Annotated in this window: 16 protein-coding genes; 8 read left to right on the top strand and 8 right to left on the bottom strand. The window is 63.4% G+C overall.

Annotated elements, in window-relative coordinates; genetic code table 11:
• Window positions 1-267 precede the first annotated feature (267 nt).
• The 6 genes from EGY25_RS03300 to EGY25_RS03275 all read left to right on the top strand — a co-directional run bounded on the left by EGY25_RS03300 (window position 268) and on the right by EGY25_RS03275 (window position 5,152).
• Window positions 268-1,182 (top strand): iron-containing redox enzyme family protein, encoded by a 915-nt coding sequence (locus tag EGY25_RS03300; RefSeq protein ID WP_135193627.1) that lies wholly within the window; start codon window positions 268-270, stop codon window positions 1,180-1,182.
• 161 nt (window positions 1,183-1,343) lie between these two features.
• Window positions 1,344-2,135, top strand: coding sequence for a methyltransferase (locus EGY25_RS03295; RefSeq protein WP_209307959.1), 792 nt, complete (start codon window positions 1,344-1,346; stop codon window positions 2,133-2,135).
• Between the two features lie 270 nt (window positions 2,136-2,405).
• Window positions 2,406-3,599, top strand: a complete 1,194-nt coding sequence (locus tag EGY25_RS03290) for an alpha/beta fold hydrolase (protein WP_167762466.1) — start codon at window positions 2,406-2,408, stop codon at window positions 3,597-3,599.
• A 549-nt stretch (window positions 3,600-4,148) separates the two neighbouring features.
• Window positions 4,149-4,379 carry a hypothetical protein gene (locus EGY25_RS03285; protein WP_135193624.1) on the top strand — a complete coding sequence of 77 codons (231 nt, stop codon included), beginning with the start codon at window positions 4,149-4,151 and terminating at the stop codon, window positions 4,377-4,379.
• 9 nt (window positions 4,380-4,388) lie between these two features.
• Window positions 4,389-4,835 (top strand): hypothetical protein, encoded by a 447-nt coding sequence (locus EGY25_RS03280; protein WP_135193623.1) that lies wholly within the window; start codon window positions 4,389-4,391, stop codon window positions 4,833-4,835.
• Window positions 4,835-5,152 (top strand): hypothetical protein, encoded by a 318-nt coding sequence (locus EGY25_RS03275; protein WP_209307958.1) that lies wholly within the window; start codon window positions 4,835-4,837, stop codon window positions 5,150-5,152. Before EGY25_RS03280 ends, EGY25_RS03275 begins: the two co-directional genes overlap by 1 nt.
• A gap of 291 nt (window positions 5,153-5,443) precedes the next feature.
• On the opposite strand, the gene EGY25_RS03270 is transcribed toward EGY25_RS03275, so the two are convergent.
• From EGY25_RS03270 to EGY25_RS03260, 3 genes are all read right to left on the bottom strand, one after another.
• Complete coding sequence (locus EGY25_RS03270; RefSeq protein ID WP_135193622.1) at window positions 5,444-5,626, bottom strand: hypothetical protein; 183 nt, start codon at window positions 5,624-5,626, stop codon at window positions 5,444-5,446.
• 161 nt (window positions 5,627-5,787) lie between these two features.
• A complete protein-coding gene (locus EGY25_RS03265; RefSeq protein WP_135193621.1) occupies window positions 5,788-6,099 on the bottom strand; it encodes a hypothetical protein in 312 nt (103 codons plus the stop codon).
• Window positions 6,100-6,191: 92 nt separating this feature from the next.
• Entirely contained in the window at window positions 6,192-6,983 is a 792-nt protein-coding gene (locus EGY25_RS03260; protein ID WP_135193620.1) for a DUF2243 domain-containing protein, read from the bottom strand.
• A 124-nt stretch (window positions 6,984-7,107) separates the two neighbouring features.
• Between EGY25_RS03260 and EGY25_RS03255 the strand changes: the two genes are divergently transcribed.
• Both EGY25_RS03255 and EGY25_RS03250 read left to right on the top strand, forming a co-directional pair.
• Complete coding sequence (locus EGY25_RS03255) at window positions 7,108-7,668, top strand: DUF4142 domain-containing protein (protein ID WP_135193619.1); 561 nt, start codon at window positions 7,108-7,110, stop codon at window positions 7,666-7,668.
• A 24-nt stretch (window positions 7,669-7,692) separates the two neighbouring features.
• Window positions 7,693-8,547 (top strand): MBL fold metallo-hydrolase, encoded by an 855-nt coding sequence (locus EGY25_RS03250; protein ID WP_135193618.1) that lies wholly within the window; start codon window positions 7,693-7,695, stop codon window positions 8,545-8,547.
• 326 nt (window positions 8,548-8,873) lie between these two features.
• Here the strand turns inward: EGY25_RS03250 and glf are convergent, their stop codons facing one another.
• The 5 genes from glf to EGY25_RS03220 form a co-directional block, all read right to left on the bottom strand.
• A complete protein-coding gene (gene glf, locus EGY25_RS03245) occupies window positions 8,874-11,096 on the bottom strand; it encodes a UDP-galactopyranose mutase (RefSeq protein WP_135193617.1) in 2,223 nt (740 codons plus the stop codon).
• 192 nt (window positions 11,097-11,288) lie between these two features.
• On the bottom strand, window positions 11,289-12,821 hold the full coding sequence (locus tag EGY25_RS03240) for a family 1 glycosylhydrolase (protein ID WP_135193616.1): 1,533 nt from the start codon (window positions 12,819-12,821) through the stop codon (window positions 11,289-11,291).
• Window positions 12,822-14,021: a UDP-glucose 4-epimerase GalE gene (galE, locus tag EGY25_RS03235; protein WP_245159327.1), complete on the bottom strand. Its 1,200-nt coding sequence runs from the start codon at window positions 14,019-14,021 to the stop codon at window positions 12,822-12,824. It lies immediately after the preceding gene.
• 93 nt (window positions 14,022-14,114) lie between these two features.
• Window positions 14,115-14,636, bottom strand: a complete 522-nt coding sequence (locus tag EGY25_RS03230; protein WP_245159326.1) for a ferritin-like domain-containing protein — start codon at window positions 14,634-14,636, stop codon at window positions 14,115-14,117.
• A 511-nt stretch (window positions 14,637-15,147) separates the two neighbouring features.
• Window positions 15,148-15,357 (bottom strand): hypothetical protein, encoded by a 210-nt coding sequence (locus EGY25_RS03220; RefSeq protein ID WP_135193614.1) that lies wholly within the window; start codon window positions 15,355-15,357, stop codon window positions 15,148-15,150.
• Window positions 15,358-15,644: the final 287 nt, after the last annotated feature.

The raw sequence follows: 15,644 nt of genomic DNA, 5'->3' as shown, positions 1-15,644 counted from the left end.
CCCGCGAGGGGGCGGATCCGGTGACGAGGGGCAGGCCGTTTTCAGAGGCCCGAATGACCCAGACCCAACCCTCGCCCTCTGGCCGAAGGCTCCAGGAATAGCCAGCGTGATCCATGCGGAGTCTCCTTAAGACTGTCGGAAACATCCACTGACGCCACACTGTTCCAGAGTCGGATATACGACTTAACTCGTTGCTCTCATTGGCTTACCTAGTGGAACCTGACCCTGCACTAGGCGTATTGGGGAACCGCATAGACGGAGCCTGAGATGTTCGCCGACGTGACCACACCTTCCTCGTTCAATGCGTTCGCCGATCCGGCCCGCTTCCATCAGCGGCTGGCCCGGTGGAACAATCGTCGCCTGGCGCCGACGACGCCCGGGCCCAACTGGATGGCCGACGTGCGCGAAGACGCGGAGATGAGCCTAGAGGAGGGCGCGTTCGTCGAGCGCGCGCGTGCTGAGGCCGCCGCCTATCTCGGCGATCTGCCGACGGATGTGGAGGGTTTCATCGCCTGGTTTGAGGCCCTGAAGGGGAATGGACCCGGAGAGAACGATCCCCTCTTCCCTTGGTTGGCGGAGACGGCGTCTCTCGACCAGATGCGGTGGTTCCTGCTGCAGGAAGTCGCCGGGGAAGCGGGCTTCGAAGATCTCGTCGCAATCGCGCAGGTCAAGATGCCGACCCGCCCCAAGCTGGAGCTGGCCCGAAACTACTGGGACGAAATGGGCCGCGGCAACGAAGGCGGCATGCATGGACCGATGCTGCAAAAGCTGGCCGATCGACTGGAGTTGAGCCCGACCATCGAAGGGACGGTCTGGCCTTCTCTCGCGCTCGGAAACACCCTCGTGGCCTTTTCAACGACACGCCGGTATGCGTTTCACGCTTTGGGGGCGCTTGGGGCCGTTGAGTTGACGGCGCCCTGGCGCGCGGGCCATGTGGCTGAGGGCCTGAAACGCGTCGGCGTCGGACCGGAGCGGAAGTATTTCGCACTTCACGCCACACTTGACGTCGAACATTCACGAACCTGGAACGAGGAGGTCCTGCGCCCCCTGGCTGAGGAATATCCCGATTGCATCCGCAGTTTGGCCGAGGGGGCGGTCATGCGCCTGATGGCGGGCCAGCGCTGCTATCAGGCCTATCGCGACCATCTCTGGGGCGCCGCGCCGGCTCTCCGTTCGGCGTGATGCTCCATCCGCCGCCGGTCGTCTCGTCTCTCACGTCTTATGATGATGCGGTCCTGGGCCTCCTCGCAGAGCTCGAAGCGTCGGACTACCAGTTCACCACGCCGAACCGCAGCACCCACAAGCTTGTAAGCCAACGTCGGCGCGCCGACCAAGCCAGCCTCATGACGGACGTTTTCGGGTGGGTCCGTCCCTTCGCGACTGGCCTTCTTCCGGTTCGGCTGGAGCGTCTTCTGCAGGAGGCAGGACTGCTCGCCGCCAGCGAGGGGCTGCTGCGGTCTCGTCTGCGGGTCGGGCGCGTCGGTGACATTCTCTTCGCCCATTCGGCGCCCGGAGCGGCCGGCGACGCCGCCGTCTTCCTGGGCCCCGACAGCCATCGCTTTGCGCGTTTCTTGCGCCAAACGCTGGAAGGAGCGCCGGTTGCCCGTCGCGCATTGGACATCGGCGTGGGCGCCGGCGCGGGCGGCTTAACCCTGTTGTCCTGCGGCTTCGCCGAGCACGTGGTCGGTAGCGACGTCAATCCCGACGCCTTGCGCCTGGCCAGGCTGAACGCCGCCCATGCGGGGCTCAGCCTGCATACTCGCCTGGGCTCGGGACCGCCCGGGGCGCCTGAGATTTTCGACTTGATTGTCGCCAACCCGCCGTTCATCGCGGGTGCGAGCGGTGTGACGTACCGAGACGGGGGCGACCTGCATGGGGCCGCGTTGGCGCTGGACTGGATGCGCGCCGGCGTCGATCGGCTGACGCCTGGCGGGCGGTTCATCCTCTATACCGGGGCTCCTGTGGTCGAGGGTGAGGATGTGGTTCGAACAGCGCTTGAGGAACTGGTCCGGCGGCGAGGCCTGACATTGTCATACGAGGAGATCGATCCCGACATTTTCAGCTCCAGCCTGAGGTCGCCGGCTTACAGGGACGTCGAACGCATAGCTGCGGTCGGCGCCGTCATTAAAGGCTGAATTTCACGATCGAACGCGGCTCAGGCCGCATCTACGCCGACATGCGACCGCTCGCCCGCATGTGAAGACGCTGGGGGCAGCTGTCGAGAACGCTTGAGCGATCGGCCGCCGAACTTCTGGAGGCGGCGGCGCCAGCGTCGACACGTCGGACTAGTATGTCGATCGAGGTGGAACCGAACGCCGGCTTCTGTCGCCGAGACGACATTGGGAACGCGGAGGATGGGGCGGCATTTGCCCTGTGCCGCAACGACCGCGCTGTCAGGACGTCCCATGCCCCTTATCCCTCTCGTGCGGGCGTTGTTCTCGCTCCTTGGATATCTGGTCCTTGCTCTTGTCGCCTACCTCATCTGGACTTGGTGGCGGGGTGACGTTCTACTTGATCCATCTGGCATCCCTCTGCGCGTGCGCGAGGATTGGCGTTTGTGGGTCGCTGTCGGCGTGGTCGGCTGGAGTTTGGGAGGACGCGCATTCGCTCTGCTACTCCTCGCGAAGGCCGACATTGAACCCACTCGGGCGCACCGGGGCGCGGGTGTGATGACAACCAGTTCAACCGGCGCCACGCTTTACGTCGAGAGCGAGGGCGGCGAGGAAGGGCCTGTTGTCATCGTCACCCATGGCTGGGGGCTCGACAGCACGATCTGGCAATATTTGAAGCGTCGGCTCGGCGCCGAGCGGAGCCTCATCCCTCATCGTCTTGTCACCTGGGACCTGCCGGGGCTCGGCAAATCCAAATCGCCCCCGGCGGGCGACATCGCCCTCGCGAACTTCGGAGCCGACCTGGCGCACCTGATCGAAGAGACGGCGCCTCGCCCCGTCATTTTGATCGGGCACAGCATCGGCGGGATGACGATTCAGACGCTCGTCCGGGATCATCCGGCCCTTTTCCATGCGCGCGTGGCGGGTGTCGTGCTGCTTAACACCACCTATACAAATCCTTTGCGTACCATGGTTTTCAGTCCCTTGATGATGGCGCTGCGCCGCCCCCTGATCGAGCCGATGTTCAAGCTGACGGTGCTGCTCGCGCCTTTGGCTTGGCTAAGCGCCTGGCAGTCCTATCTGAACGGAACGGCGCACCTCTCCAACCGTCTGCAGTTTGGTCGGGCTGTGACGCGCAGCCAGCTCGAACATACGACGCTGCTGGGGACGCGCAATTCGCAGTCGGTCCTCGCTAAGGGCAACCTTGCCATGTTCGATTGGGACGCCTCAGGGGCCATCGCGGCCATGCCGTGTCCAGTATTGGTCATTGGCGGGGATCTTGACCTGGTCACGAAGATTGAGGCCAGCGAGGCCCTGGCGGAAGCTTCGTCAGCAGGATCCCTGGCCCCTGTCACCGGCGTCAATCACATGGGGTTTATCGAGCGGGAGCAACATTACAATGGACTGATTGGGGGCTTTATCGCGGAGAGGGCTGACGGTCGCCGGTTCGCTTCAGTCGATGTGAACGCCTCATTCAATCTCTCCTGATGCCGAGATACACCCTCTCGACGGTTCGGGACGGCCGTCCAGTCAATCATGAAAGCCTGCGCGCCATCACCGATGAGCAGGCGCGCGGACAGGCTCAGTTACGGTTGACTCGCTTGGTCCCTGGCGACGTTCTTGTCCTCACACTCGCAGGGACCGAATGTGGACGATGGGGGCCAAGACCCGGCGGCTGACGACGCGCCGACCACGACGCAGTACTCTGTGCGGGTTGCAGAGACCTCGTCTAGTGGTTTCTAAACGGTTGCGGCCTGACCCGAACCCGCCGGATGGTGACAAGAGAAATCGCCCCCGATGTGCGGTCGCCGTGTCAAGTCGGCCATACAGCCATGCGGATCAATCAGGACGAGGGCTCCATACGGCAATATTGGGCGCGCAATGGCTTGTTCCGAATGATCAAAGCGACAAAAGCCGCCGCCTTGTGAAGAAGGCCGCGGCCCTATATCGCGCAACACAATGAAACCGGTTTTTGCAGACGGTCTCGACTCCACAATCGCGTAACGCCGTGCCAGGTTCCGTTCGGAGGATGGGACCATGGGAATACGCAAGACCCTGATCAAATCGCGGGCAGGCGTGAAACTGAAGAGGATCGAGCAGCTCGCCGGCAAGAGACAGAAGGTGGTGCAGTCGCCGCGGCGGCTGGCCACGCTACGCGCTGACCAACAGCAGTCCTTCGCTGACGAGGCGGCGGTCGAAGACGCCTTTGACGTCGAGTTCATAGCCTCCCTGTCCGACCCATCCCCCACACGCATCGGCGCGGGTTGATCGACTGAGATGGCGCCGAAACTGAAGGTCTTTACCTGGTCAGACGGATTTCATGCTTTCACCGTGGCCACGAGCTCACGACCCAAGGCGTTGGAGGCTTGGGGGTCGAAGCAGGATCTGTTCGCCACCGGACTGGCGAGCCAACTCAGCGGCGGCCCCGACTACGAGATCGCCTTGGCTTCGCCCGGAGAAGTCATCGAACGCGGCCTCGCTGTCGATATCGGTAAGATCGAAAAGGCCAAGCCGAAATCACCGAGGCGCCCATCAAAAGCCAAACGCGACAAGATTGGGAAGCTGCAGGCGACGCTCGCCGACCTGGATGATGCGCATCAATCCGCTGTCGTCGATCTCGATGCTCGGCAAAAGGCGCTGGATGTCGAGCGGCAGCGTATAAAAATCGAATATGAGCAGACCCGAAAGGGCCTGACGTCTGAACTCAAAAAGGCCAGGGCCTGATGCGCACCATTGATCATAAGCGAGACGGCATGATCCAGAACAGTGGAGCAAGATCGAGGCGATGGCGCGTCATACGATGGCTTTCCATCGCCTGCCTTCTGGCTCTGCCCTGGATCGCCATGCAGTTCACCCGAGAGGTCGCGTGGACCGCATCCGACTTTGCGACCATGGCTGCACTTTTGATTGGTGCAGGTTTAGCCTTTGAGGTTCTGATTTCAAGAACGCTGTCGCCCAGGCCGAGATGGCTCATCGGGTTGACCATTGTCGGCGTGATTGCGCTTGTCTGGGCCGAGGGCGCGGTCGGCGTTTTCCATTGATCCGGAAGTTGTCGATCATTTCACTCGCAGTACCGTCGCGCGTCGCGATCCCGCCGGGCCTGCCGCAAGATCTCGTCCCCAGGGTCGCGCCGCTGGCGCTGCTCTATTCCCGTTCCAGGTTTAGCGCCGATTAGGCACCGGTATGAATATGGCCGCAGCTCGCCTTTGAACGTCGATCTGGAGAGGGGGCCAAGTTTGTGCTCGCGAACCGCGATATCACGCTGGCCGGCCTCGGCGGAGGCGGTATTTCCCACCCCCTTGCCGTCTGGAAGGGATGGCCGTGTTCTGGCTTCAGTTTGTCGGGGGCGAGGGCACGCCCTCACGAGCCTGTGCCGGCGGCATGACGGCGTCTTCGCTATTGCCCACCAAATGTGCGTTGCGCCAGAAGAAGTCGCCGATGATCAGATAGGTGATGAAGCCCAGCGCAATAAGGACGAGGGCAATCACCCAGTGTGGGCGACGTGATCTGCTCATCTTGCTTCCTTCATCTTCCAGTCTCCGTAGCGGCTCTGGTTTGTCGATGGACCGTTCTGCGTCATCACGGGCTGTCTCTCCGGGTCTGGCGTCCGGGATGAAGCCTTGGCGGGCCCTGGCGGATAGCCGCCAAGGCCCGCGTGATCATGACTGGCCCGCATCTACTGGGGCGAGGATGTGGAGCCGTCCTGAGCCGTAGCGCCCGGGGATGTCGTGCTCGACCCCGTGGTGGTTTGAGGCGGGTTCTGGCGCTGGTTTTCCGGATCGGTTGCACCCGATGCGGACGGCGTCGTTGTCGTGCCGCCTTGCATCGCCGCTCCATTACTGGCGGGGACATCGGTCAAGGTTCCGACCTCACCCACAGGTTCGCCTGCGTCGGTGGCGTCGCGGGGTTGGGCGTCGTTCTGGTCGCCGCACGCCGATAGCAGACCGAGGCTGGCGAAAGCGGCGGCGATTTTAAGATAGGTTTTCATGGTCATTTCTCCCTTTGAAAAACATCAAGGGTTGCTCGGGCGGATCGTTGCGACCGTCGGATTTCCGACCTAGCGCCGACGACGGTGTGCGATCACAAACGGCGAGTTGCATCGGACGGTGATCTTTTCGACCAGTTCAGACACCCGGCAGGCCCTGTATTCTGCACCAGCAGAGCGCCGTGGCGGTACAGTTTCCAAGGCGCGGTGTCGTCGGACAGACGAAGGACGGCCACCGTCCCGCTCGCATCCATCTGGACGAGGCGAGCGTCCAAAGCCGCGACGGCGGGCAGGACCTCTTTCGTCGTGGCGAAGATCACAAGGGTGTCGGCGCCGGGCGGCGGCGTCCGCAAGTTCCACAGGCCGGCGCCGCTCAGCAGAACCAGGAGCGCAAGCAAGGAATAGATATGGGACGGGAACAAACGTGTGCGGCCCACCGCGAGTACGAGTCCTAGCGCGATCGGAGCGAGGCCCAGTCCGATGAGCCATCCCGTATCCCAGGCGATAGGGTTGGGCACGTCGAGACGAACGCGGTGAATACCCAAGACCCAGTGGAAAAGTCCCACATCCAAGACATTCCATGCGCCGAAGCCGACAAGGACCCCGCTCCACAGCCGACGGGACCCGTTCGGCGCTGCTAGCTCCTGCCGGGCGCGCCAGAGCAGGATCAGACCAGCGAGAGCGACGACATACATGAACGCATGGAAGAGGCCATCGGCGAGAATCTGCGCCCGTATGCTGAACACGGCGTCGGCCTGCACCAAGCTCAAGAGGTGGTGCCACTGCAAAATCTGGTGCAGCAAGACCCCGTCGAAGAAGCCGCTCAGGGCGAAGCCGAGGACGACAGCGGCGCCGAACGGCGCGGACAAATGACTGCCCTCAGACATCGAATACCCCAGATTTTACGCCACCTGAACCTTGGATCTTCGTCGGAGTTGCCTGTGTCGCGCATCGGTCACAGGAAACCTGAACCGATCTTCCAGGTTGGACCTCCCAACCCAGGAGATATCGATGCAACGTCTTGTCCTCGCCGCCGCCGCCGCCGCCTTGATCGGCGCGTGTGCCTCCACGCCTTCCGGACCGTCGGCGGAGGTGATCGCCGAAGCCGCCGGCCAAGCGGCGCCCGCCGCCGCAGATTTTGTCCGCATGGCGGGCGCCAGCGATCTTTATGAGATTCAATCCAGTCAGATCCTGCTGAACGGGAGTGAGGACGAGGCCTTGCGCCGGTTCGCCACGATGATGATCGAACATCACACCCAGACCACTGCGACGGTGACGGCCGCCGCGAGACAAGCAGGCCTCACGCCGCCACCCCCGGCCCTGGACCCCGCCAAGGCGCAGATGATCCGTGATCTGCAAACGGCCCAAGGCGCCGCTCGCGACCAACTTTACAGAAGCCAGCAAATCATGGCGCACCGGGAAGCCTTGACGCTGCATTCCAGCTACGCCGACCAAGGCGATACGCCGCAGCTGAAACGCGCCGCAGCCTCGGCCGTCCCCATTGTCGCGCAGCACTTCAACGCTCTCGCTGCGATGGAAGGCGACGGAGCTGCAAGCCACACCGGACACTGACGATCTGACTGGAGCGCCCGCGCTGTGATCGTCCATCACCTCAACTGCGGCTGCGACAAGCCTGTGGGCGGCGCTTTTCTGGATGGTCGCAGTCGCGGACTGTTTGGTTGTCTGGTTTGTCACTGCCTGTTGATCGAGACGGCGACGCAAGGGTTGGTCCTGGTCGATACGGGCTATGGGCTCAGGGATGTCCGTCAGCCGCGGTCGCGTATCAGTCCCCTGATGTTGACCCTGATGAATATCCAGTTGCGAGAAGAGCGGACGGCTTTGCGTCAGATCGAGGCGCTCGGCTACGCCGCCTCTGACGTCCGCCACGTCGTGGTCACCCATCTGGACTTCGATCACGCTGGGGGTTTGACCGACTTCCCTCGCGCCCGCATCCATGTGACCGCCGAAGAACTCTCCGCAGCCAGAGGCGGGGACGGCGGCCGAACGACGGGGTTGAGGTACCGTCTGGCCCAGTTCGGCGAGGTCGATCAGTGGCGCGCCTATCGTCCGGCCGGCGAACGATGGCAGGGTTTCGAAGCGGTTCAGCCGCTGGAGGGATTGCCGGACGGCATTCTGCTGGTTCCTCTCGCCGGCCACACCCGGGGCCACGCCGGGGTGGCTGTCAACTCCAACAGAGGCTGGCTGCTGCACGCCGGCGACGCCTATTTCCATGCGGACGAGATGACGGGTCAAAGGCGACGATGCCCGCCGCTTCTGCGGGCCTATCAACGATTGATGGAGGTCGATCGTCGCCAGCGGAGGCTCAACCAATCAAGGCTGCGTCGGTTGATCGCCGATCGCGGCGGCGAGATCGAGGTGTTTTGCTCCCACGATGCGCAGGAACTGGCGCGGGCGAAAGCTGCCTCTAACTCAGCCTTAATCCAAGGCTGACCAGGAAAGGCGGCGCTCGTCCGCCGAGATTTGGGCGCAGGGAGTTGTCAGCGCATGATCGAGCCCGACCGCCTGTCCAAATGTCACCAAAGCCTACAGGTCGGACGCGCGCGCACGCCCAACCCGTCACTAGAATCCCTCTCTTCCCCTCAGTCGGCGCCAAACCAGCCGGTCGTCCTCCCAGATTTCCACCCCGGTCCTGCCGGGCATCCGCAGGAGTTCGCTCGCCGCTCTGGCGCGCGCCGCTTCATCGCTATCCAGCGTCGTCTCCTCGCGGGCCGTGCTTCCAGGGGCCGGAATGAAATAATGAAAGGCGTAGCGCGGCATTAAAGTCCGGCGACACTCGCCGCCTCGACGGGTTTGACGCCCGGGAGCCGCCGCCAAGTCGCCAGCGCCTGACCCACCACCTGGTCCATGTTGTAGTAGCGATAGGTGGCCAGTCGGCCGACGAAACTGACATCGTCCAGTTCGCGCGCCAGCGCCTCATATCGCTTGAACAAGGCCTGATTTTCCGGCCGAGGGATGGGATAGTAGGGGTCCCCTTCTGCGGCGGGATATTCGTAGGTAATGCTGGTCTTGGGGTGAGCTTGGCCGGTTAGGTGCTTGTATTCGGTGATGCGAGTCCAGGGCGTCGCTTCATCAGGATAGTTGACGGTCGCGACCGGCTGGAACTGCGACTGATCCAGGGTCTTGTGGTCGAACCGTAGCGACCGGTAGGGCAAAGGGCCGTAGCGATAATCGAAATACTCGTCGATTGGGCCGGTGAAGACGGTGCGGTCGCGCGACACGTCGGCCGCGACGTCTCGATAATCGACATCCGTCTCGATCCGGATGTTGTCGTGATCCAGCATGTTCTCGAACATTCGCGTGTAGCCGTGGCGGGGCATGGCCTGGAACGCGTCGGTGAAATAACGATCGTCCGTGTTGGTGCGCGTCGGCACGCGCGCGGTGACCGACCGGTCCAGCTCGGACGGGTCCAGCCCCCATTGCTTGCGCGTATAGCCCTTGAAGAAGGTCTCGTAGAGCTCCCTGCCCACGGCGGAGACAACCACGTCCTCGCTGGTGCGAATGACCTCGATCGGCTCGGATCGAGACGCCAGGAAGGCCTCGGCGGCCTCGTCGGATTGGAGATCCAGGCCGTAGAGGATGTTCAACGTAGTGCGATTGATCGGCATCGGCGCCAGTCGATCGCCTACTCGGGCTAGGACCCGGTGTTCATACGGACGCCACTGCGTGAAGCGGGACAGATAGTCGAAGACCTCGGCGGAGTTCGTGTGGAAGATGTGGGGGCCGTATTGATGGATCAGGACGCCCGCCTCGTCCGGGCGGTCGTAGGCGTTGCCGGCGATGTGAGGGCGGCGGTCCACCATCAAAACCTTGGCTCCGTTCGAGGCCATCCGTTCGGCCAGCACCGATCCCGCGAAGCCCGCGCCGACCACCAAGGCATCGTAGTGGGTGCGGCGGTCGGCGGGCCAGACGGCGGGGGACGCCCGCCAATCCGAAACGACCGTGCGAACGCGTCGCTTGACGGCGCTGTCGATCAGGGCGGCCATGCGAAGGTGGGTCTGCTCCCAGGACAGGCTGGCCAAGGCTTCATCAACCTCATCCAGCCACGCGCCGTCGACGCCCAGGTCCAGAGCGGCCTCGCACCCGGCCACGAAGGTCTCGGGGTTTTCAGCGATCTTGACGCCCTCAAGCGCGCCGTAATGGCGAACCACGTCGCGAATGGGCGTGGAGACCACGGGCCGACCGGCGGCCAAATACTCCGGCGTCTTGGTGGGGCTGATGAACCGAGTGGAATCGTTGATGGCGAACGGCATAAGGGCGACGTCCCACGTGCTCAGGAGGGTCGGCAGTTCGTCATAAGAGCGTAGGCCCAGGTAATGGATATTGGGCCGTTGCGGCAGGTCGTCTTCGGGGATCTTCACCACAGGCCCCACCAGGATCAGCTGCCAGGTCGGCCTTGCGTCAGCGATCGCCGCGATCAGGTCAAGATCCATGCGTTCATCAATCACGCCGTAGAAGCCTAGCCGCGCTTCTGATCCGTGCCGACTTGCATCCGCTGGCCCGCGCGCTTGTTGGAAGTGGGAGCGGTCCACACTGGACGGGAAGGGGTGGATGTTGGCGTGGCGATCCTGCTTGGCCTCGTAGAGGCTGTATCCTCCAGTGAACACCACGTCCGCCGCCGACATGAGTTCCGTTTCCAGGCGGGTAAGCTCCGGGGGCGCGAACCGGAAGGCGGCTAACTCATCCATGCAGTCGTAGACGACAGCGGCAGCGTCGATGTGGCGTGCCAGTGGCAGCATCATCGGCGTATAGTACCAGAGCACCGGCCGCTCGATTCCGTGCGCCGCCGTGGCCTCGTCCAGAAGCTGGCGGAGAACGGCCTGGCGGCACGCGCCTTCGAGCCCATCGGGCAACCGCGGGGTCGCCACGACGACCCTCGTTTCCGCGCAACGACGAAGATCCAGCCCCATTCCCGAACCGGGCTCCGCCGGCAGGGGCTCCTCGAAAAACAGCACGGTGCGGGTCGCTGCGAACCGGCTCATCAGATGCTGCGGCCGCTGAAAGACGAAGTCCCAACGCAGGTGAGACAGACAGACAATAGGGTCCTGCCGGTCATGGGGAGCGCTCAGAGGGATGATGTCTGCCGTGGAATTCGAGGAGGTCATTCGGCGCCTTTCGTTGAGGGGGCGACCAGCCAATCCGGGATCAAGATGATCCGTTCCATGAGGCTGAATTTACGCACCATTTCGCCGTGTCGTGTCGGAATCCCGACGCAAGAGAAGGGCGTTGTCCAAGGCCAGGTCCAATGTTCTGCCCTGCGGCCACGCCTGGGCGCCGGATACCGCCATCCAGCAAGGTCCGCCGGTGTTCTCGGTCTCGACGCGAAGGCCTCTGAGGTTGCACTCTTCGAGGAATTCCGCGGGTGGAGCCCCCTCCAATCGGATGGTCGCCGCACGCGGCAGTCGCGGCGGAGCAGCCGCCAGTGGAACGACCCGATAGGGCGGGAAGCTCAGGCGCCGGGGCGAACGCCACCAGCCGGCCTCCTGCGCGACCTGCAGATCCGCCATTCCTCGCGTAGCAAGGACGGATGTCAGCGCGGCCAGCGCCGTGGGCCTGACGCCCCCGCCGGCGAGGTCGAACACACCGCTTTCATACCGACCGTTCGCCTGGGTCAGCAGCGTATCCCAATCGTGGCTGCCCAGAAGGCTCCAGACCGTGACCGCCTCCACCTCCACACCCGCATGGCGCGCCAAGAGCGCGGCATCCCAGCATTCCGCCAGCCAGCGCAGCTGCTCTTCGCGAGTGCAGCCGAGATGGCATTCCGTAATGGCGACTGGAAGGCGATAGCGCCTCCAGAGGTGCTGCAGATGCTGCATCCAGCCCGCAGGCGCAGGGTCGATCACTCGCACCGCCTCGATGTCGGCATAGGGCAGTTCGTCGTTGCCGCCGTGGGTCGATGCTGGATAGCGCTCCAGCCGGTGATCCAGGAAACGGTCGCTGGTGACGTAGTGGTTCAATCCGATGACCGGAGGGCAGGGATCAGCTGCGATACGCTTCAAACGGCCTTCCAAGCCAAAGCTCTGCAGCCGCGCATGAAGGGGATGGTCCGTCGTCACTCGCCCGCACAGCAGATCCCAGGTCATCAGCCGGCGCGTGTTCTCGTGCCGAGCCTGCGCCAGGCACGGTTCCGTCGCAAAGGTGTGGCCGAAATCCTCCGTCTGGATCAGGCGCGCTCGCGGATTGACCGCCCGGATCGCCGCCATGGACAGCCGTATGCCGTCGATCTGATTGAGCAGCGCTGTCCAGAAGGCGGCTTCGTCGCGCTCGTGAGGATACCAATGACCGTAGAGGGCGCTGAAACGTGCCGTCGTCAGCGGCTCGTTGACCGGCGTCCAGTCGTCAACCCAGGGATATCGCGCCGCCACCGCGCCTGCATAAGTCGCCAATCCGTCAGCGAAACTGGGATCGAGCAGGTCCGTCCAGGACGGCCCCGATCCATGGTGGAGCAGGCCGACGATAGGTCTCATGTTCAGCGCCCGCAGGCGCGCCAGACGTTCATCAGACCACGACCAGTCGAAGGCGCCAGGTGTTTTTTCGGTTCTTTCCCAAAGCACCGGATAGCGGATCGCCTTCAAACCCAACCCGGCGAAAAGGTCGAGATCCGCGATGCGATCCTGATGGCCCGACAAGACGGTCTGATCACGCCAAGTCGCGCCGATCCGATTAACGGTGCATTCGTGACCGCCCCAGACCTCCAGAGGTTTCATTCAAGCGACGCGCGCTGCGGACGTCGCTGATGCGGGACCGAAGCGCGGGTTAAGGCGCCAAGCGAGCGCTGTCGCGACAATGTCGTCGATCGTCTGGTGGGCCGGCCGCCAGTTCAGAACAGCGCGCGCGCGCGAAGGATCGGCGACCAAAACGGCGGGGTCTCCCGGTCGTCGTGGACCGACGGTGAAGGGCGTCGCCCGCCCCGTCGCTCGGCTGACGGCTGAAATGACATCCAGAACCGACAGGCCTCGGCCCAAACCGAGGTTCAAAGCGACGAAACCGGCGTCGCCAACGGGCGCGTCCAGTGCTCGCACGTGGGCTTCGGCGAGATCGGCAACATGGATGTAGTCGCGGATGCACGCGCCGTCTGGCGTCGAGAAGTCCCGGCCGAAGACCGTGAGACGGGGGCCTAGACCGAGGCTGGCCTCGATAGCGAGCGGAATGAGGTGGCTCTCCGGTTGGTGCGCCTCTCCAATTTCACCCTCCGGATCAGCGCCGGAGGCGTTGAAGTATCTTAACGCCACACCTTGGACGCCATGGGCCCGGCAGTGGGCGGCGATCAGGCGTTCCGCCGCCAGCTTGCTCTCGCCGTATGGGTTGATCGGAACCGTGGGTGCATCCTCATCCAACAACTCGCCCGAATCCCCGCCCGGCTGGCCATAGACCGCCGCCGTAGACGAGAAGACGATGCGGTTCAGGCCGTTGACCCGCATGGCGGCGAGAACGCTGGCGACGCCGTTGAGATTGTAATCCCAGAACAGGGCCGGTTCGTGCATCGAGCGTCCCACTTCGATGAGGCCGGCGAAGTGAATGACGGCAGATACGGCATGAGCCTTCATGCAGGCGCTGACCGCCGCACTATCGCGAACGTCGCCGACGACCAGGGGTCCCCACCGAACGGCGTCGGCATGGCCGTTCGACAGGTCGTCAAAAACCACCGGTTCGAAGTCGGCGCGCGCCAATGCCTTGCAGGTGTGGGAGCCGATGTAGCCCGCGCCACCGGCGACCAATATTCGTCGCGGCATGATGTTCTTCCTCAATATGTTCCAGATCGGAAAGCGAGAGGGCGCGCGCTGTTGCCCGACGTCCGGAATTCGACGCACGGACCGCTTTGTCTGCTGGCAATGACGGCCACGCGCCTGCGCAAGCGGTCGGTAGCTTCGACGGGATTGCGGTAATCGACGCGTTCGCACGCGCACCCAACGTAGGTGTCCAGACGGCGGCTCACGCTACCAGTCCAGACGCCATGAATGTTGACACTTACCGTAGAGTGACGGTTGGAATTCGCCCGATCAGCGACTGGGATTTTCGCCCTCGCGCTTCAGGCGCAGGAACTTCTCGGTCAGGGCGGGTAGGCTGTCGTCGACCCAACGGGCCATGCGTTGTTCCTCCTCCAGCGTCGCGTTCAACGGATCCAGCGCCGCTGTATAATCGCCTTGCTGGGCCAGCAGGATCAGCCCCTTGTAGGAGGCGACTTCGAAGTTCTCGAAAGCGAAGTTCGCGAAGGCGTTCTTCAGGATTTCGTCCTCGGCGAACCCATGACTTAGGGCGGCCAAGTTTCCGCTCATGGACAGGGCGGCGTCCTTGAGGCCCGAGGGCGCTTGGTCAAATTGGCCGAGTAATCTTTCCAGCCGCGTGATCTGTTGTTCCGTCTCCACGCGGTGAGCACGCAACTGATCGGCCACTTCTGTGAAGTTCTTCGCGCGGTCGATCTGTCGATCCATAAGCGCAAGGGCTTCATGCTCGACGGCATGGGCGTTCTTCAAACCGGCCACGAAAACTTCGCGCCAGACTTCATCATTCATCACGGCCATTCATCAGGTCCTTTCTCGGAAGGGAGATTTGGCTAACCCCGCCAATGCGCCCACGGTCCCCAATGTCGGAAATCGGACCCGGCATGATGAAGGCCGGTGGACGGTAGTCCGACCAAGATCGGGCGCTACCCTTTGTCGGCGAGAACGGCTATCGGCCCTGTTGATAGCCCTGATGGGAGGTGTTTTGGCGGGTGTTTCCCTGCCGCCCTTGCTGGGACAGATTGCGGGAGTGGGCTCCGCCGGGGCCGCCCGGATCCTGCTTGATTTCGTGCCCGTGTTCGACTGCCGGGTCCGAGCCGGCGCCTTTGTGGCTTCGCTGGTCTTCCGGAATCCGTGGGGATTTCGTCATCGTTGATCGTCTCCGTACATGGGTGGTGAAAATCCGGGTGGGGCTGAAAGCGACATGGGCAGGCCCCGATCAAGCGCAGGGCGTTCTTTCGACGGCTCGTTCGGTCGGCAATCCCAAAGCCTGATTGAGGTGACAGGGCGTCACTGCCCGCGTCGAACCTCCTCACCAGAGTTGCGATCGCGCCAGGCCGTCGCGATCGACCTCAGCAAGCAGCTGGCCCTGATGGAATACCGAAGCGCTGTCGAACGTCCGACTTGTTCTCAGCCGTTGTCGAACCGCCGACAGCGCTTCGCTTTGGTCTCTCGCGGCGATCGTCTCGACGCGGTGCAATCCGGTCCAGCTCGTCGCCAGACGAAGTTTAAAATCCTGCATGAAACGTCTCCTTCTTATGACGGAGACAATGCGGCGCCCCGTAGGACGGTTCGCTATGTTCACTACCCCGCAGATCCGCAAAGGTGTCCAACGTTCGAAGCCGGACTGGCGAGGTGGTCGGCGACGGCCTAGGTCGGGTGCCGGCGACGCGTCCGGGTCTCCTACTGGTAGCCGCCTTCCTCCTCGCGTTGACGCGCCGCCTCTTCCTGGGCCTCGTCGCCATCGGGCATGTCTTCGGGATCGAGCGCTTCTTCGTGGGGTTCGGGATCCATGGCGTCTCTCGCTTC

The organism is Brevundimonas intermedia, assembly GCF_004614235.1.
Lineage (GTDB): Bacteria > Pseudomonadota > Alphaproteobacteria > Caulobacterales > Caulobacteraceae > Brevundimonas > Brevundimonas intermedia_A.
Note: the sequence above shows the minus strand (reverse complement) of the source record. Positions and strands in the feature narration are given on the sequence as shown.